Annotated in this window: 19 protein-coding genes; 1 reads left to right on the forward strand and 18 read right to left on the reverse strand. The window is 36.3% G+C overall.

Going from position 1 to position 16567, the window contains the following annotated elements; all coding sequences use genetic code 11:
* Positions 1-26: 26 nt before the first annotated feature.
* The 12 genes from recN to accB all read right to left on the reverse strand — a co-directional run bounded on the left by recN (position 27) and on the right by accB (position 12068).
* Entirely contained in the window at positions 27-1766 is a 1740-nt protein-coding gene (recN, locus tag ABH957_RS02010; RefSeq protein WP_404453997.1) for a DNA repair protein RecN, read from the reverse strand.
* Between the two features lie 270 nt (positions 1767-2036).
* Entirely contained in the window at positions 2037-2486 is a 450-nt protein-coding gene (argR, locus tag ABH957_RS02015; RefSeq protein ID WP_002015076.1) for an arginine repressor ArgR, read from the reverse strand.
* 142 nt (positions 2487-2628) lie between these two features.
* Positions 2629-3468, reverse strand: a complete 840-nt coding sequence (locus tag ABH957_RS02020; protein WP_002015074.1) for a TlyA family RNA methyltransferase — start codon at positions 3466-3468, stop codon at positions 2629-2631.
* Positions 3469-3471: 3 nt separating this feature from the next.
* Positions 3472-5364 carry a 1-deoxy-D-xylulose-5-phosphate synthase gene (gene dxs / locus ABH957_RS02025; RefSeq protein WP_002129043.1) on the reverse strand — a complete coding sequence of 631 codons (1893 nt, stop codon included), beginning with the start codon at positions 5362-5364 and terminating at the stop codon, positions 3472-3474.
* A gap of 308 nt (positions 5365-5672) precedes the next feature.
* Positions 5673-6566, reverse strand: a complete 894-nt coding sequence (ispA, locus tag ABH957_RS02030; RefSeq protein ID WP_002015072.1) for a (2E,6E)-farnesyl diphosphate synthase — start codon at positions 6564-6566, stop codon at positions 5673-5675.
* Entirely contained in the window at positions 6566-6796 is a 231-nt protein-coding gene (gene xseB, locus ABH957_RS02035) for an exodeoxyribonuclease VII small subunit (RefSeq protein WP_000428422.1), read from the reverse strand. Before xseB ends, ispA begins: the two co-directional genes overlap by 1 nt.
* Positions 6786-8144, reverse strand: coding sequence for an exodeoxyribonuclease VII large subunit (gene xseA / locus ABH957_RS02040; RefSeq protein WP_002015068.1), 1359 nt, complete (start codon positions 8142-8144; stop codon positions 6786-6788). The genes xseB and xseA overlap by 11 nt, the downstream gene beginning before the upstream one ends.
* A 26-nt stretch (positions 8145-8170) precedes the next feature.
* Positions 8171-9031 (reverse strand): bifunctional methylenetetrahydrofolate dehydrogenase/methenyltetrahydrofolate cyclohydrolase FolD, encoded by an 861-nt coding sequence (gene folD, locus ABH957_RS02045; protein WP_002067081.1) that lies wholly within the window; start codon positions 9029-9031, stop codon positions 8171-8173.
* Between the two features lie 23 nt (positions 9032-9054).
* Positions 9055-9447 (reverse strand): N utilization substance protein NusB, encoded by a 393-nt coding sequence (gene nusB, locus ABH957_RS02050; RefSeq protein ID WP_002067080.1) that lies wholly within the window; start codon positions 9445-9447, stop codon positions 9055-9057.
* A gap of 348 nt (positions 9448-9795) precedes the next feature.
* Complete coding sequence (locus tag ABH957_RS02055) at positions 9796-10188, reverse strand: Asp23/Gls24 family envelope stress response protein (protein ID WP_000807630.1); 393 nt, start codon at positions 10186-10188, stop codon at positions 9796-9798.
* Positions 10189-10210: 22 nt separating this feature from the next.
* Positions 10211-11563 (reverse strand): acetyl-CoA carboxylase biotin carboxylase subunit, encoded by a 1353-nt coding sequence (accC, locus tag ABH957_RS02060; protein ID WP_002067079.1) that lies wholly within the window; start codon positions 11561-11563, stop codon positions 10211-10213.
* Between the two features lie 16 nt (positions 11564-11579).
* Entirely contained in the window at positions 11580-12068 is a 489-nt protein-coding gene (gene accB / locus ABH957_RS02065) for an acetyl-CoA carboxylase biotin carboxyl carrier protein (protein WP_002067078.1), read from the reverse strand.
* 471 nt (positions 12069-12539) lie between these two features.
* Here accB and ABH957_RS02070 point away from each other — a divergent pair, with 471 nt between their 5' ends.
* Positions 12540-12737, forward strand: a complete 198-nt coding sequence (locus ABH957_RS02070; protein ID WP_012261697.1) for a hypothetical protein — start codon at positions 12540-12542, stop codon at positions 12735-12737.
* Between the two features lie 58 nt (positions 12738-12795).
* On the opposite strand, the gene ABH957_RS02075 is transcribed toward ABH957_RS02070, so the two are convergent.
* The 6 genes from ABH957_RS02075 to spoIIIAC are packed head-to-tail and all read right to left on the reverse strand — an operon-like array spanning position 12796 to position 16558.
* Entirely contained in the window at positions 12796-13452 is a 657-nt protein-coding gene (locus ABH957_RS02075) for a SpoIIIAH-like family protein (protein WP_002067104.1), read from the reverse strand.
* A 15-nt stretch (positions 13453-13467) separates the two neighbouring features.
* Positions 13468-14130 (reverse strand): stage III sporulation protein AG, encoded by a 663-nt coding sequence (gene spoIIIAG, locus ABH957_RS02080; RefSeq protein WP_404445313.1) that lies wholly within the window; start codon positions 14128-14130, stop codon positions 13468-13470.
* A complete protein-coding gene (gene spoIIIAF, locus ABH957_RS02085) occupies positions 14120-14752 on the reverse strand; it encodes a stage III sporulation protein AF (RefSeq protein ID WP_002015059.1) in 633 nt (210 codons plus the stop codon). The genes spoIIIAG and spoIIIAF overlap by 11 nt, the downstream gene beginning before the upstream one ends.
* A 12-nt stretch (positions 14753-14764) precedes the next feature.
* Positions 14765-15937 (reverse strand): stage III sporulation protein AE, encoded by a 1173-nt coding sequence (gene spoIIIAE, locus ABH957_RS02090; protein ID WP_002067101.1) that lies wholly within the window; start codon positions 15935-15937, stop codon positions 14765-14767.
* A 10-nt stretch (positions 15938-15947) separates the two neighbouring features.
* Positions 15948-16331, reverse strand: coding sequence for a stage III sporulation protein AD (gene spoIIIAD, locus ABH957_RS02095; protein WP_078172833.1), 384 nt, complete (start codon positions 16329-16331; stop codon positions 15948-15950).
* Positions 16332-16354: 23 nt separating this feature from the next.
* Positions 16355-16558 carry a stage III sporulation protein AC gene (spoIIIAC, locus tag ABH957_RS02100; protein WP_000020914.1) on the reverse strand — a complete coding sequence of 68 codons (204 nt, stop codon included), beginning with the start codon at positions 16556-16558 and terminating at the stop codon, positions 16355-16357.
* Between the last annotated feature and the right edge of the window lie 9 nt (positions 16559-16567).

Consider the following 16567-nt stretch of genomic DNA (forward strand, 5'->3'; position numbering starts at 1 on the left):
GTCATTTGAGAAAAAAAAGCTATCCATTACTGGATAGCCTCTGCTGTCTGTTTGAAATGATGCGCTTGCGTAAGTAACTCTTTCGCATGCTCTGTCGTTAAATCTGTAATTTCAACACCAGAAATCATTCGAGCAATTTCTGTTACTTTTTCATCCGTACTTAACACAGTAACCGATGTAATCGTACGATCATTCGCCACTTGTTTTCTAATAAATAAATGAGAGTCCGCCATTGAAGCTACTTGAGGTAAGTGCGTAATACAAAGTACTTGCGAGTTTACTGATACACGATAAATTTTTTCCGCAATAGCCTGTGCAACCCGACCACTCACACCCGTATCCACTTCATCAAAAATAACAGATGCAACACCTTGATGCTTAGAAAAAATGCTTTTTAAAGCTAAAATAATACGAGATAACTCTCCGCCAGAAGCGACCTTTGAAAGTGGCTTTAACGGTTCACCCGGATTCGTTGAAATATAAAATTCCACATGATCGTAGCCATCAGCCGTAAGTTTTACCGGTATTCCTTCCACGAGAGGTTCTTCTACATTTCCTACCCTCTTCATAATTCTCACTTCAAATTTCGTTTTTTCCATATATAGTTCTTTTAATTCTTGATGAATAGCGCTTGTAAGATGATCTGCAAGCTCATGACGCATAGTACTTAACAACGTTGCTTCTTTTACAATAACACCTTCTAATTTCGTTAACTGCTTTCTCGTCGTTTCAATATGTACGTCTTTATTTTCAATCGTAAAAATTTCTTGTTCAATTTTATCAGCATACGCTAAAATCTCTTCTACAGTATTTCCATACTTTCTCTTTAACATACGGATTTCATTCAAACGTGTTTCAATTTCATCTAGACGTTTCGGATCGTATTCCATCATGTCTAATTTTTCTCTAAGCTGGTATGCAACTTCTTCTAATAAGTAATAACTATTCGCAATAGAATCATGATTTTCTTGATACGCTTCATCTAAGTGCGTAATACTCTCCATTTGTCCCATTGCATTTCTTACGTGGTCCAATCCCTGTCCGTCTCCACTTAACGAACGATACGCATCTCCTAATGCTTTATAAATCTTTTCAAAATTGGAGATTTTTAATCGTTCCTCAGTCAATTCATATTCTTCATCCATTTTTAAATCCGCCTTACGAATTTCTTCATGTTGGAATTGAATTAAATCTAGACGATGGGCCATTTGTTGTTCATTTTCACTTAAAGATTTCAGCTGTTTTTTTAACTTCTCATAGTCTGTATATACATTTTGATATATGCCCAATTGTTTAACAATGCGATTTCCATCAAAATGATCAAGCATAAACATATGACGCTCTTCATTCATTAAATCTTGTGTTTCATGCTGTCCATGAATATCAACTAGCGTTTTTCCAATCTCTTTTAATATGCTGAGTGTAACAAGTTTCCCATTTACACGACAGACACTTTTTCCGTTCGCAGCGATGTCACGCTTCAAAATAATCATGCCATCTTCTATTTCTATATCTAACTCTTCTGCCTTTGCGATACATGGATGTTTGTCATCTTCTACATAGAATAAGCCTTCTATCTCAGCCTTTTCTGTTCCATATCGAACAAATTCTGCTGAACCACGGCCACCAACAAGCAAACTAATTGCATCAATAATAATGGATTTTCCAGCTCCTGTTTCACCACTTAAAACGGTTAAACCTTTTTGAAAAGAAATATTTAATGCCTCAATAATAGCAAAGTTTCTGATCGATAATTCCGATAACAATGCCCCATTCACCTCGTTATAAACTAATCCCCTATTAAGGGCTTTTCTCAGTATTCTTCATTCAAATAGTTATACTATATGTTTGTATGTATAAATTACTCTTCTAACCCGCTCCATTGTACCAAACATTCGTTTTACGGGTCAATCCACCTATTTTCTAACTTCATTCAAAAAAAATAATGTATTGTATTTGAAAATCCGTATTTTTCGCCAATAAAAATATCTTGTTTACTTTCCACTTTACAGAGGAAAGTAAACAAGATTTTTCTGTTAAAGCATATTTAAGAAACGATCAGAGACAACACCTGTATCTTCAGGTGTACGGCAAATAATTAAGCAAGTATCATCACCACAAATGGTTCCGACGATCTCATCCCACTCTAAATGATCAATGAGTGCCCCAAGTGAATGAGCGTTACCAGGCAATGTTTTTAACACAAGCATATGTCCTGCCGTGTCTAATTTTACAAATGAATCCACTAGATTTCGTTTTAATTTTTGCAACGGATTAAATCGTTGATCTGCTGGCAAGCTATATTTATAGCGGCCATCATGTAATGGCACCTTCACTAAGTGCAGTTCTTTAATATCGCGCGATACTGTTGCTTGCGTTACATTAAACCCCACATTACGTAAAATATCAACTAGTTCATCTTGTGTTTCAATTTCTTTGTTAGCAATAATTTCCCTGATTTTAATATGGCGCTGACCTTTATTCATACATTTGCACCTCACACTATCTCTTACCATAGTTTAAACATTGGTATACTTCATTTATTTATGTTACCGTATAATCCATTACTTGTACACAATTGTTTTTACAATCATTATACGATTACAACAAAAAGAGGAACAACATATGTTATTCCCCTTTCCCTTTTTGTTTTAGAACATCATGTGCTTCTGTAACAACTTGCTCAATAGAAACCGGAGAATGATTTTCGCCATTCTCACGCTCACCGTGCCACTTTAGATGAATTAAAAATTCAATATTTCCATCCCCGCCTGTAATTGGTGAGAATGTTAAACCTTCGATATTATAGCCTTCCTTAAGAGCAAAATCGACAATCATTTCCACGACAGCTTCATGTACTTTTCTATCACGAACAATGCCTTTTTTCCCGACTTGTTCTCGTCCAGCTTCAAACTGAGGTTTAATCAATGCAGCTACATCACCATTTGGCATAAGCATTGTTTTTAAAACCGGCAATATAAGCCTTAATGATATAAATGAAACATCAATACTTGCAAACTGCGGTAAACCACGCTCTAAATCTGCCGGTGTCACGTAACGGAAGTTCGTTCGTTCCATCACAACAACACGCTCATCTTGACGCAATTTCCACGCAAGTTGATTATATCCTACATCTAATGCGTAGGATAACTTCGCCCCATTTTGAAGCGCACAGTCTGTAAAACCACCAGTTGATGAACCAATATCTATCATAACCTTATCTTGTAAATCAAGTTGAAATGTTTCTAATGCCTTTTCAAGCTTATAACCACCACGGCTTACATACGGCATGACTTGCCCTTTCACCGTAATCTCCGTATCTTGTGAGATTTTCTCCCCTGGCTTATCGAGTCTCATTTCATTCGCATATACAAGACCTGCCATAACAGCACGTTTAGCCTTCTCACGCGTTTCTATAAGCCCTCGCTCTACTAATAGTACATCTACTCTTTCTTTTTTTACGCTCATTTGTTACGCCCTTTTTTGTTTTGATGGAATCATTGTATGAATACGGTCTACAACAGCATCTGTTGTTAAACCAATTTCTTCTAACAGTTTTGTTACACTACCATGCTCTATGAAGCGATCAGGAATACCCATTCGTTCAATTAAAGCACTATGGTATCCGTTCTCAGAAGCAAATTCAACTACTCCCGTTCCAAAGCCACCGATTAAACAAGCCTCTTCAATCGTTAAAATCGGTATATTTTTCCCTAAAAGCTCATGTAAATATGCTTCGTCCATCGGCTTAATAAAGCGAGCATTCACTACTTTCACTGATATTCCAGCTTGTTCAAGACGCTCAGCTGCTTCCATTGCCATCGGGATTGTCGTACCAAACGTTAAAATTGCTGCTTGTGTGCCTTCTTTTAACGTTTCCCATGTACCGATTGGAATCGCCTTTAATTCTTCATCCATTTGAACGCCAAGTCCATTTCCGCGTGCATAACGTAAAGCAATCGGCCCATCTTCGTATTGCATCGCTGTATATACTAAATGTTGACCTTCATTTTCATCTTTCGGCATCATAAGCACCATATTCGGCAAGTGACGTAAAAACGCGATGTCAAATACACCTTGATGCGTTTCACCGTCTGCTCCTACTAATCCAGAGCGATCTATTCCAATAAAAACGTTTAAATTCTGGCGACAAATATCATGAACAACTTGGTCATATGCTCTTTGTAAAAATGTTGAATAAATTGCTAAGAACGGCTTCATCCCTTGTGTTGCCATACCAGCTGCCATTGTTGTAGCATGCTGCTCTGCAATACCTACATCAATCATGCGATCCGGAAATTCTTTTTGGAATTTCTCAAGTTTCGATCCAACAGGCATTGCAGGCGTAATTGCAACGATACGTTCATCCGTTCTCGCTAGCTTAAGCACTGTTTCACTAACAACAGCACTCCATGCTGGTGCAACTTCTTTCGGTTTAACGAAGTCACCTGACTCAATTTTATACGATCCTGTTCCATGCCAAGTTCCAATAACGTCACTTTCAGCTGGTTTATAACCTTTTCCTTTTTTCGTAATAACATGAACAAGTACTGGGCCTTTTGTTTTCTTTGCATATTGCAACGTTTCGAATAACTTTTCATAATCATGCCCATCGACCGGACCTAAATATGTAAAGCCTAATTCTTCAAAAAAGACGCCTGATACTAGTAAATATTTTAGACTATCTTTTATTTTCTCTGCTGTCGCAGCAACTTTCCCACCGACTGCTGGGATTTTCTTCAATATATACTCTAGTTCATCTTTTACCCAATGGTACTTCCCTGCGGTACGTAAACGACCAAGTACATTATGAAGTGCACCGACGTTTGGTGCAATTGACATTTCATTGTCATTCAAAATAACAATCATGTCCGTTTTTTCATGCCCAATGTGGTTCAATGCCTCTAAAGCCATTCCGCCTGTTAATGCACCATCGCCAATGATTGGTATAACGTATTCTTCCGTTTTCTTTAAATCACGTGCTAGAGCCATTCCCATTGCAGCAGATAACGACGTTGAACTATGACCAGTTTCCCAAACATCATGCTCACTCTCACAGCGTTTTGGAAAACCACATAGACCTTGGTATTGCCTTAATGTGCCGAATTCTTTCGCACGCCCTGTTAAAATTTTATGTACATAGGATTGATGTCCTACGTCCCATAAAAACTTATCTTTCGGACTATCAAATAATTTATGCAGAGCAATTGTGAGTTCTACTACACCTAAATTAGGTGCAATATGTCCACCTGTTTGAGAGAGCTCTTCAATTAAAAACTTACGAATATCCTCACTCAACCCCTCTAGTTCACTGATAGACATATCTTTCAAAAAACTAGGGTTTTGAATTTGCGTTAGATCCACATGGATCACTCACTTTCATTTCATAATCTGTCAACATGTCAAATATTATAAGAAACATTTACACAACACAAGAAATTATCTTTTCTATTCTTTTTATCTTGTCCTGCTTTCAGAAAACACTTCCATTTTTTCACTTATCATATTATACATCATATTTCTTTACGTGATGAAAAAAATAGCCGCTAACACGAAGTGATAACGGCAATGTAATCTACATATATTTTTGCCAATAACAAGAAAAGAAAAACCTTTTCCTACATTTATATCATAAAATGATGAATGACTCAACAAATGGAAACGCTGTTATATTAGTTATTACGTTTTGCGATTAAATCACAAATAGATAGTAAATATTCATCTTGTAATTGTAAGGAGCTAATAGAATCTTTTGCTTTTGCAATTTTCTCCTCTAAAATAGATTTTGCTCTATCTACAGTAAATAACGTCGTATATGTGCTCTTCTCGTTGGAAGCATCACTACCAATCGGTTTTCCAATCTCTTCTTCTGTTCCTTCTACATCCAAAATATCATCTCTAATTTGGAAAGCTAGACCGATATATTTCGCAAATGCAAGTAACTTCTCTTCTTGCTCTTCTGTAGCATCAGAAAGTATCGCGCCTGCAAGTACAGCAAACTCAAGCAGTTTACCTGTCTTATGATTATGAATGTACTCTAATTCATTAATTGTAAGTCGTTTTCCTTCAGCTTCCATATCTGCCACTTGTCCAGCAACCATTCCTTCAGGTCCTGCTGCTTTCGCAAGCTCAAGTACAAGTCTTACTTTTTTTTCAGCAGAGATTTCTTTTTGCTCATATGCCATAATAACTTGAAAAGCATATGTCAACAAACCATCTCCCGCTAAAACTGCCATTGCTTCACCAAATACTTTATGATTTGTAGGCTTTCCTCGTCTTAGATCATCATCATCCATACAAGGTAAATCATCATGAATTAACGAATATGTATGAATCATTTCAAGGGCACAAGCTGCACCCACTCCAAGATTTCTTTCTTTCCCAAACGCTTGTAACGTTGCAAATAAAAGTAACGGGCGGAGACGTTTCCCACCCGCTTCCAAAGAATATGCCATCGCTTCACGAAGCACATTTGGACATTGTAATTCATTTGCATAGCTAACAAGCTTTTCTTCTACGAAAGTTTTACTCTCTTTCAAAAAAGCATCAAAAGCTATATGTGTCACTATGCTTCATCTCCTAAAGCAGTAAACGGTTTAAGCTCTCCATCTTCCCCAAGGATAACTGCCATTTGTTCTTGTACATCTTTCAATTTCTCATCACAAAGCTTAGATAATTCCATGCCTTCCTTAAAATAAGAAATTGCTTCCTCTAAAGGTACATCACCTTGTTCAAGCTTAGAAACGAGATGCTCAAGCTGCGAAATTGCTTCTTCAAAGCTTAACTTATTTTCCATTATTCAATTCACGCTCCTCTATGCTTGATACACTACAATCTAGTATTCCATCTTGTAATTGAACCGAAACAGCATCTCCAAGGCTAACATCTTTCACGCTTTTTAATACTTGTTTCTCTTCATCGTATACAAGCCCATACCCTCTCATCATTACTTTAAGCGGGCTTAATACCTCAAGCTTTTGAGCCGCTCTCACAAATACGAACTCCTTCGTTTGAAGTAATGTTTGCATTTCACGTTGCAACTGCTTTTGCAACGTTTCAATTGCCGTTTTCGTTTGTATAATTTTTTGAGATGGGTGGTGCTTTTCTAAATAAAATGAAAGTTGCTTTAATTGATTTACTTTTTTATCTATATAACGCTCTTTCGCTAAAACAAGTTGTTCAAGAGCCCTGTCTAACTGCTCTTCTTTTTGCTCGTACACTTGCCTTGGATAACGGAACGCATAAGATTTTTGTAACACTTGCAGTTTTTCTTCTTTTTTATGTACTCTCTCTCTCATTGCTCTTTGCAATCTCAGAGTTCTTTGTAATACCTTTTCTTGTAACTCTATAGTATTAGGTACCGCCAGCTCAGCTGCTGCAGTCGGTGTTGGTGCACGTAAATCCGCGACAAAATCTGCGATTGTAAAATCTGTTTCATGGCCTACAGCCGAAATAATCGGAATCTCACTTGTGAAAATTTCTCTTGCAACTACTTCCTCATTAAAGGCCCATAATTCTTCAATAGAGCCTCCACCACGTCCAACAATTAAAACATCAATATCTCCCATTTCATTCGCTGTACGAATTGCTTGTACAATCGAGGGAGCTGCTGACTCCCCTTGTACAAGTACAGGAAACACAATAACATTTCCAATTGGATAACGACGTTTAATTGTTGTTATAATATCGCGAATTGCTGCTCCTGTTGGCGACGTGATTACACCTATTGTTTTAGCATACGGAGGAATTATTTTTTTATAAACTTGAGAAAACAAGCCCTCTTCCTCTAAACGAACTTTTAATTGCTCATAAGCTAAATGCAAGTTTCCAATTCCGTCAGGCTGCATGTCTTGAATATAAATTTGATAAGAACCACTCGCCTCGTAAACAGAAATCTTTCCTTTTACAAGTACTTTCATTCCATTTTCCGGTCTGAATTTAATGTTACGATTATGACCCGCAAACATAACCGCTGCAATTCTTGCATTTTCATCTTTCAATGTAAAATACATATGACCACGACTATGATATTTAAAGTTGGAAATTTCTCCTTTTAACCAAACAGACTGTAAATGCGGATCATACTCTATTTTTGTTTTAATATAGCGTGTTAACGCTGTAACGGTTAAATATTGTTTCTCCATTTCTCTCTCCTCATAGCCGATTCAAATTATTGACAAACAACACCTGCACGCTTTGCAGACTCCACAGTGTTGTGAAGAAGCATTGTAATAGTCATTGGGCCGACTCCTTTTGGCACAGGCGTAATGTAACCTGCAACGTCTAATACATTGTCAAAATCAACATCACCACAAAGTTTGCCTGTTTCTAAACGGTTAACACCAACATCAATTACAACCGCACCCTCTTTAATATAGTCAGCTGTTACCATTTTCGGTCGTCCAACGGCTACGATTAAAATATCAGCTAACTTCGATAATTCTTTTATATTTTGCGTCTTAGAATGACAATATGTGACAGTTGCATTTTCATTTAAAAACAGTTGCCCCACTGGTTTACCAACAATATTACTTCTTCCAATTACAACAACATGCTTTCCAGAAATATCAAGATTCGTTTCTTTTACTAATTCTAAAATGCCATGCGGTGTACATGGAAGGAATGTGTCTTGTCCCGTCATCATACGTCCTACGCTGATTGGGTGAAATCCATCTACATCCTTTTCCGGTGAAATTCTTTCAATGATAGCTTTTTCTTCAATATGTTTTGGTAAAGGTAATTGTACCAATATGCCATTAATGCGGTCGTCTCCATTTAAGCGATCGATTTCAGCAAGCAAACGCTCCTCAGTAATCGTTTCAGGAAGTTCTATTAGCTCTGAATAGATTCCTACTTGCTCACAGCCTTTTTCTTTTCCTTTTACATAAGAACGAGATGCTGGATCTTCTCCAACTAAAATAACTGCTAATCCTGGTACAATCCCTTGCTCTTTTAACTTCACAACTTTTTCTTTTAATTGTGCTCGTTTTTTCTCCGCAACTTCATTTCCTTTGATGATTACTGCTACCATTTTAAGTTTCCCCCTTAAAGAAATTACAGTGTATCTTTTATATTAGATAAAACGCCGTTAATAAAACGACGAGATTCCTCATCCCCAAATGTTTTTGCGATTTCAATTGCTTCGTTAATTGTTACATTGTGCGGAATTTCTTCCATGTATTTCATCTCACACACAGCTACACGTAAAATACTGCGATCAACAATACTAATACGCTCAAGCTTCCACTTTTTTAAATTTTGACGAATTGCTGCGTCAATCTCTTCTTTGTTGTCTACAAATCCTACAACAAGTGATTCTAGAAACTCATTTGTTTCTTCGCCTTCATCTAGCGTATTTTCCACCGCTACTTTCGGTTCTAATTCACCTGTAATATCCATTTGGTATAATGCTTGCATTGCTCTTTCTCTAGCCGTCCTACGTTTCATTGTAACTCTCCTTTATACTTCAAGTCTTTCCTTATGTTTTGTTATATTATTATAATTTATAAGCCGTCAATTCACTTACTCTTGCAGTTTTCATTGATTTTCCAACCTTATAATACAATGATAATAACACAATTTATCGTTTCACACACGGGGTACAAGGCTGAAAAATAATAAAAAGATTAACTTCAAGTTCCATATCTTATCACAATGTACGTTTTTTGGAAAAATGAAACATACCGTTTTATTTTTCTTTTTTTTTGAAATAGTATAATAATTAGAGGGTTTTAATTTGTGAAGAAATGAAACGATAAAAAAGATGCCTATTTTACTAGGCACCTTTTTCCACTCTTACACTGGTTCGATTTCTGTTTTTTGTGTTTCGAATGTTACGCCAACGATGTGAACGTTCACTTCTTTTGGCTCAAGTCCTGTCATTGTAAAGAGTGCTTGGCGAATATTGTCTTGAATTTTTTGTGCAACAACCGGAATCGCTACACCAAAATACATCACAACATAAAGGTCAACAATAATATCTTCGTTTGCTAATTCAACCTTTACACCTTTACCATGATTTTTCTTACCTAACTTCTCAACAACATCTGTAGCAAAATTACCACGCATTGCCGCTACACCTTCTACTTCAGCAGCTGCAATACCTGCAATTACTTCGATTACTTCTGGTGCAATTTCTACTTTTCCAAGAGTTGTATCTTGACCCATATCTAACATATGTTCAGCCATGAAAAAAACCTCCTTTAATGTATCACTGCGTCACAAGTTCATGCTCTTCCAAAAATTTCGTGTTAAACTCACCTTTTACAAAATCAGGATGCTCTAGCAATTGCAAATGGAACGGGATTGTTGTATGTACGCCTTCAATGACAAACTCACTGAGCGCTCGCTTCATTTTTGCAATTGCCTCTTCACGTGTTTTTCCGTGAACAATTAATTTAGCAACCATCGAATCATAGAAAGGTGGTATTGAATATCCCGGATATACAGCTGAATCGACGCGAATACCAAATCCGCCTGGTGGTAAGTACATTTCTACTTTACCTGGAGATGGCATAAATTTTTTGGCAGGGTTTTCCGCATTAATTCGACATTCCATTGCCCAACCATTAAATTGTACTTCTTCTTGCTGTAACGATAACTTTTCTCCAGAAGCAACAAGAATTTGTTCTTTAATTAAATCCATCCCTGTTACCATTTCAGTAACTGGATGTTCAACTTGGATTCTCGTATTCATCTCCATGAAATAAAAGCTTTTCGTTTTATATTCATAAATAAACTCAACCGTACCAGCACCTGTATAATCAACCGCTACCGCCGCTTTAACTGCTGCGTCACCCATTTGCTTGCGAATATTCTCATCAAGTGCAGGTGATGGACTTTCTTCTAATAGTTTTTGCAGACGGCGCTGAATTGTACAATCACGCTCTCCTAAATGAATGGCATTTCCATGTGTATCTGCCATTATTTGAATCTCAACATGGCGGAAATCTTCAACGTACTTCTCCAAGTATACACCAGGGTTCCCAAAAGCGGTACTGGCTTCTTGCTGTGTAATTTGAATTCCTTTTACAAGCTCTTCTTCATGGCGCGCAACACGAATACCTTTTCCGCCGCCACCTGCAGTCGCTTTAATGATAACTGGATATCCAAGTTGATTAGCAAGCTCGATCGCTTCTTCGGTATTTTTAATAATCCCTTGTGAACCTGGTACAATCGGAACCCCTGCTTCTTTCATTGTATCACGTGCAACGTCTTTTGTGCCCATCTTTGAAATGGCTTCTGGGCTTGGACCGATAAAAATCAAGTTACACTCACGGCATAATTCTGCAAAATCTGCATTCTCTGCTAAAAATCCATATCCCGGATGAATTGCATCACAACCTGTTAATTTCGCAACACTAATAATGTTCGTCAAATTTAAATAGCTTTCTTTTGAAATCGTTGGTCCAACACAATACGCTTCATCTGCAATTTGCACATGAAGTGACTCTTTGTCTGCTTCTGAATAAATTGCAACTGTTTCAATATCCATTTCTTTACAAGCACGAATAATTCGTACAGCAATTTCCCCACGATTGGCTATTAATACTTTTTTTATCATCACAAAGACTCCCTTATTACGCTTTTACAAGAAATAGCGGTTGTCCATACTCAACAAGCTGTCCGTTATTAACAAGAATTTCAACAATTTCGCCCTCTACATCTGCGTCAATTTCGTTAAATAATTTCATAGCTTCAACAATACATACGATAGAATCTTTCGATACTCTGTCCCCAACACTTACATATTGAGGTGTATCAGGCGAAGAAGAGGAATAAAATGTCCCTACCATCGGTGATGTGATTTTATGTAGGTTTTCATCTTGAACAACTTTCTTCTCTTCTTGTTTTTGCACTTCTACTTGCGCTGCCGCTACTGTTGTTTCTACTTCAACAGATGCTGCTGGTTGTACTACCTGTTTCGTTACCGGTGCTTGCACAGCAACAACTTCATTACCACGTTTTTTCATTTTGATTGCTGTACCGTCTTTTTTGTATTCAAATTCATCAATATTAGAGCTATCAATTAATTTAATTAATTCACGAACTTCTTGAATTTTAAACATGTAAAATCCACTCCCATACTCTTGTTTGTCCCGTTTTTACAGATTGGCATCAAACTGATTTACTGTAAAAATACGATGTATTCTATTAGAAAATTTATTCCTATGACATTTACTAATAGAAATATTTACTATTCCCATCTTACGCTAAATTTTTTAAACATTCCAATTTATATTTCTTTATTATAAATCGAAACTCCTGTAAAAATATTATTCCACCAAAAAATTATTACCTAGTAATAATACCAAGTTTCACACAAAATTGGCAAGACCACTTCCTAAAAAACATTCTTTACTTTTTCAAAACTGCAAAGTGTAAAAACGTAATTCCCTCAGAATTCTTCATTTTATCTACGGTAAAAAAACATATTTTTACCAAATATTATTTTTTTGTTTACGCGCCGTTCATTCTTCCTTCATAAAAGAATAGTATGTTCAAAGTGTAGCAAATTTATTGTAGTGAGGTGCGGACATATGATATGGCTCATCCTGTTCTTGCCTGCCGTAGTGATTTGGACATTGGTCCTCTTCATTCACGTCAAATCTGGAAAAACTAATCACCATCATCACGAACCATTAATCTTTTACTCACAGCGTATTTCCCCGTTTCCAATTGAAAATACTAAATACAACTGCAAAGATGAAATAGAAAAAAGCTATCGAAAACGATAGCTTTTTTCTATTATTCTTTTATCTAATTTGAAGCAGCAACACCTATTATAATTTCAATTTATTTTACTGATGGATCAAATTTCACACCTACATCTTTTGGACCACCTTCACTTCTTACAAGCTGAATAATTTTATTCGCTTCTTTTTGTGAATGCTTTGCCGATTTAACTGTTACTTTAATGTCCGTTCCATCAGCTCTTACAAGAGCATCTTTATATCCACCTTGAGATTTAATCACTGTCTCAAGTAATTGTTGCTTCGTTTCCATCGTAGTGATGGCATCAAGATTATCTTTCGCTTTACTCTTTTCTTCTGCTGAAGATTTTGATGACTTCATTACATTTTGTAACTTTTCTTTCTCTACACTACGCTGATCTTCCATTTGCATACGTAGCGCTGTAAAATTCTCATCGCTTGATTGAACTGTTACGCTAGCCTCTTTTTTACTTGTTTCTTTTTTGTCATTCTCTTTTTTGTCTGTTTCTTTATTTGTAGTTTCCTTGCTTGTATTTTCTTTTGTTGTCTCTTTATTTGTAGTTTCTTTCGTTGTTTCTTTTGTAACTGCTTTATCAACACCTTGCTTTTCTTGTCCCATCTTTTCACCCGTTGCCGGTGCTGCTGTATTCATTTTATCAGGAGTTGTTACGTAATAAACAGATAGTACAACCACTAAACTTAACATCGTTAATAGCCAAACCGTTTGTTTTTTTAACACTTTATTTCCTCCCTATCAATTTTTCGGTGATACTGAAACGCGATGAGCTGGTACATCTAATAATCGCGTCACAGCTTCTTTTACCATTGCTTTTATTTGTATATTATCCACTCCCTTTGCTACGACCAGAACACCTCGTACTTTCGGTTTCTCTGTTCGCAAAACAATTGGAGTTTCTTTATCACCTTCACGTATAATGACTGTCTTTTCATCAAGAGACTCGTCTTCTACTTCCCTTTTCCCGCCTGCTTTATCAGTTTCACCTGTCGTTTGTGAACGTTTTACTGTATTTTTCTCGAGTATTTTTTCTTCAGATGAATCTAAGTTCACTTTAATAGTTACATCTTTTACTCCGGCTATCTCTTCTAAAGAAGTTTTCAATTCTTGTTCATACGCTTTTTCGTATTTTTCTACATTTGACATATTATCATTGTTTTTTTGACCGAAAGTTGGTACATCTTTATCTTGGCTTTGACTTGTCTTTTCTTTAAACACAGGCACTTCTTCTTTTTTAGGTGATAAGAAATTACTAGAAAACATAAGCGCAATCCCAAGTATGAGTAGGACAAGCAAAAACTTAGGTGTTACCTTTTTCCCCTTCTCATTACTTTCTTTTCCATCCCCATTTAATAGGTTTCGAAAAAATGAGAACCTCGAATTTTTATCTTTATTGTCCATTTACGCTACCTGTCCTCCCTTCCATCTGAACTTGGATTTGTTTATCCTCTAGTTGCCACCTGCTTGAAAAGAAATCTTTCATTTCTACATTCGTTTCTTCTATTTTTTTTGGAGGTTCTTTCATATTAATTTCAATGGGCTTTACTGTTTCGATTGCATCATTTTTACTACGTTCTTTTTCTTTCAACGTCACAACAACAGATTGAATATCTTTCGCTGACTTTACTTCTTCTGCATGTTCCACTGCGACTATTTGTATTTCAGAGACTGTCATACCATACTTTTTCTCAAACTCTTTTCCTACGTCTTTTTTCATTTTGGTAGCCATCTCTTCTAAACTATATGCACGTGTTAGAGCTTGTATTTCTTTTTTCTTCGAATCTATCGAATTTTTTACAGATCCATCTGCTACGTACTTTTCTTCATTGAAATTTGCGATAACTTCATTTACATCTGTTTGTAACAACTTAAATAGAGGCGTTAAAATTAATACGACTAACAATAGACTTACAACGAATTTAACGTACTTTTGCAAATTTGAATTTGGAAGAATAAGATGAAGCATTGTCGCTAAGAGTAAAAAAACGATAATATTTCTAATCCACTCTGTAACAAATTGCATACTCTTCACCTCCTACCGCATCATGAGAGTAATGTTCCCGGCAGCAATAATAATTGTGATACTTAAAAAGAACATAAATGATACGATAGCTAAGCAAGCAAATACGTAAATGATACTTCGTCCAATGATATCTAAACATTGAATAATTGCTCCTCCGCCTACTGGTTGCAATACTGCTGCTGCGAATTTATAAATAAACGCGATACAAAAAATTTGAATCGCTGGGAAAGCGACAATTAAGCATAAAATAACGAGCCCGATAATTCCTACTGTGTTTTTTAATAATCCAGATGCACTAATAACAGTATCCGCCGCCTCAGTAAACATCCTTCCTACTACAGGAATGAAGTTTCCTGTTACAAATTTAGCCGTTTTCACAGCTATACCATCAGCAACGGCTGACGCTGTTCCCTGTACAGATAATACGCCTAAAAAAACCGTCAAAAAGATACCAATAATCCCAACACTAACGTTTTGCAAAAGCTTGGACAATTTCGTAACTTTATATTGATCACTCATCGTGCTTACAATACTTAATATAGTTGCAAGTAATAAAAGTGGTAGAACGATATAGTTCATAAGAAGCCCACTCGTATTCATTAAGAAAATGATGATTGGATGAAAAAATGATACAGAAACAACACCGCCTCCTGTTGCTACGAGTGCAAGTAAAATTGGTAATAACGCTAGTATAAAATCTACCATTGTTTGTATCGTCTCTCTTGCATATGTCATAACGACATAAAAACTATTTAAAGCGAAAATAATAAGTACCATGTATACGACTGCATCAGCGATTTTACTCACGCTACTCTTTGAAAAAGCAGATTGTAACGATTGCAACAATGCACTGAAAATCGTGAGCATAATGAGCGTTCCAAGTAACTTTCCATTTGCAACAAGCTCATGAAATAAATATTTTAGTAGACCTATCATCCACTCTTTTATGGAGAACTCTTTTTCTCCCTTTACAAACTCCATAAAGCTTCCTTTTTGACTCTCTGGTAAATAGCCTCCATACTTTGTAACAAGCCCGTCCCAAAATTGCTTCACATCTTCAATTCCGAGCTTATCCAATTGTTGATCAACGACGTTTGTTTCTATAGGAGAAGCTTGTACAACAATCGGTAAAGAAAAGAAAAGGAAGCAAGCAAATAATAGCTTAGCTCCAAACTTCCTCAACATTCACTCCCCCTTATCCCGTAGGTAAAAAACCGAGAATTGTTTCAATTACAACCGTCAAAATAGGAATTGCCATGACGAGAATTAAGATTTTCCCAGCTAATTCAATTTTCGAAGCGATTGCACCTTGACCAGCATCCTTTGTAATTTGCGCACCAAACTCAGCGATATAAGCAATCCCTATAATTTTCAATAACGTTTCTACATATACGTTGCTAACCTTCGCTTCACTCGCCACTCTCTCAATCATTTGTAAAATAGAATGAATTTGATCGATTAAGAGAAGAAACATCATGCTACCAATGAACACAATAAATAACGATGTAATACTAGACTTATGCTGATTTAAAACAGCAGCTAAAAATGTAGCAACGAGGCCTAATCCGACAATTTGTATAATTTCGATTCGAACCGCCTCCTTTACTGGAAGAGAAAGACACTTTTAATCTTGTCGAATAGAGTATTAATTAAAAATGCAACATGAAACAAAATAACGACAAAACCGACAAGGATAACCCAATTTGCAATATCCTCTCGCTTTAATTCTTTTAGTACAGTATGAATGAAAGCTAAAACAATGCCGATTCCGGCGATTTGAAATATTAATCCAACATCAATGGACATCGCCTTTCT

The organism is Bacillus sp. RC242, from assembly GCF_044908245.1.
Classification (GTDB): Bacteria; Bacillota; Bacilli; order Bacillales; family Bacillaceae_G; genus Bacillus_A; species Bacillus_A mycoides.

Coding starts and splice junctions, on each gene's coding strand:
- ABH957_RS02020 (WP_002015074.1), bottom strand. CDS start 3,468: ATGAGCGTAAAAAAAGAAAGAGTAGATGTACTATTAGTAGAGCGAGGG.
- spoIIIAC (WP_000020914.1), bottom strand. CDS start 16,558: ATGTCCATTGATGTTGGATTAATATTTCAAATCGCCGGAATCGGCATT.
- ABH957_RS02070 (WP_012261697.1), top strand. CDS start 12,540: ATGATATGGCTCATCCTGTTCTTGCCTGCCGTAGTGATTTGGACATTG.
- spoIIIAG (WP_404445313.1), bottom strand. CDS start 14,130: ATGGACAATAAAGATAAAAATTCGAGGTTCTCATTTTTTCGAAACCTA.
- accB (WP_002067078.1), bottom strand. CDS start 12,068: ATGTTTAAAATTCAAGAAGTTCGTGAATTAATTAAATTAATTGATAGC.
- spoIIIAE (WP_002067101.1), bottom strand. CDS start 15,937: ATGTTGAGGAAGTTTGGAGCTAAGCTATTATTTGCTTGCTTCCTTTTC.
- xseA (WP_002015068.1), bottom strand. CDS start 8,144: ATGGAGAAACAATATTTAACCGTTACAGCGTTAACACGCTATATTAAA.
- nusB (WP_002067080.1), bottom strand. CDS start 9,447: ATGAAACGTAGGACGGCTAGAGAAAGAGCAATGCAAGCATTATACCAA.
- xseB (WP_000428422.1), bottom strand. CDS start 6,796: ATGGAAAATAAGTTAAGCTTTGAAGAAGCAATTTCGCAGCTTGAGCAT.
- folD (WP_002067081.1), bottom strand. CDS start 9,031: ATGGTAGCAGTAATCATCAAAGGAAATGAAGTTGCGGAGAAAAAACGA.
- argR (WP_002015076.1), bottom strand. CDS start 2,486: ATGAATAAAGGTCAGCGCCATATTAAAATCAGGGAAATTATTGCTAAC.
- spoIIIAF (WP_002015059.1), bottom strand. CDS start 14,752: ATGCAATTTGTTACAGAGTGGATTAGAAATATTATCGTTTTTTTACTC.
- ABH957_RS02055 (WP_000807630.1), bottom strand. CDS start 10,188: ATGGCTGAACATATGTTAGATATGGGTCAAGATACAACTCTTGGAAAA.
- accC (WP_002067079.1), bottom strand. CDS start 11,563: ATGATAAAAAAAGTATTAATAGCCAATCGTGGGGAAATTGCTGTACGA.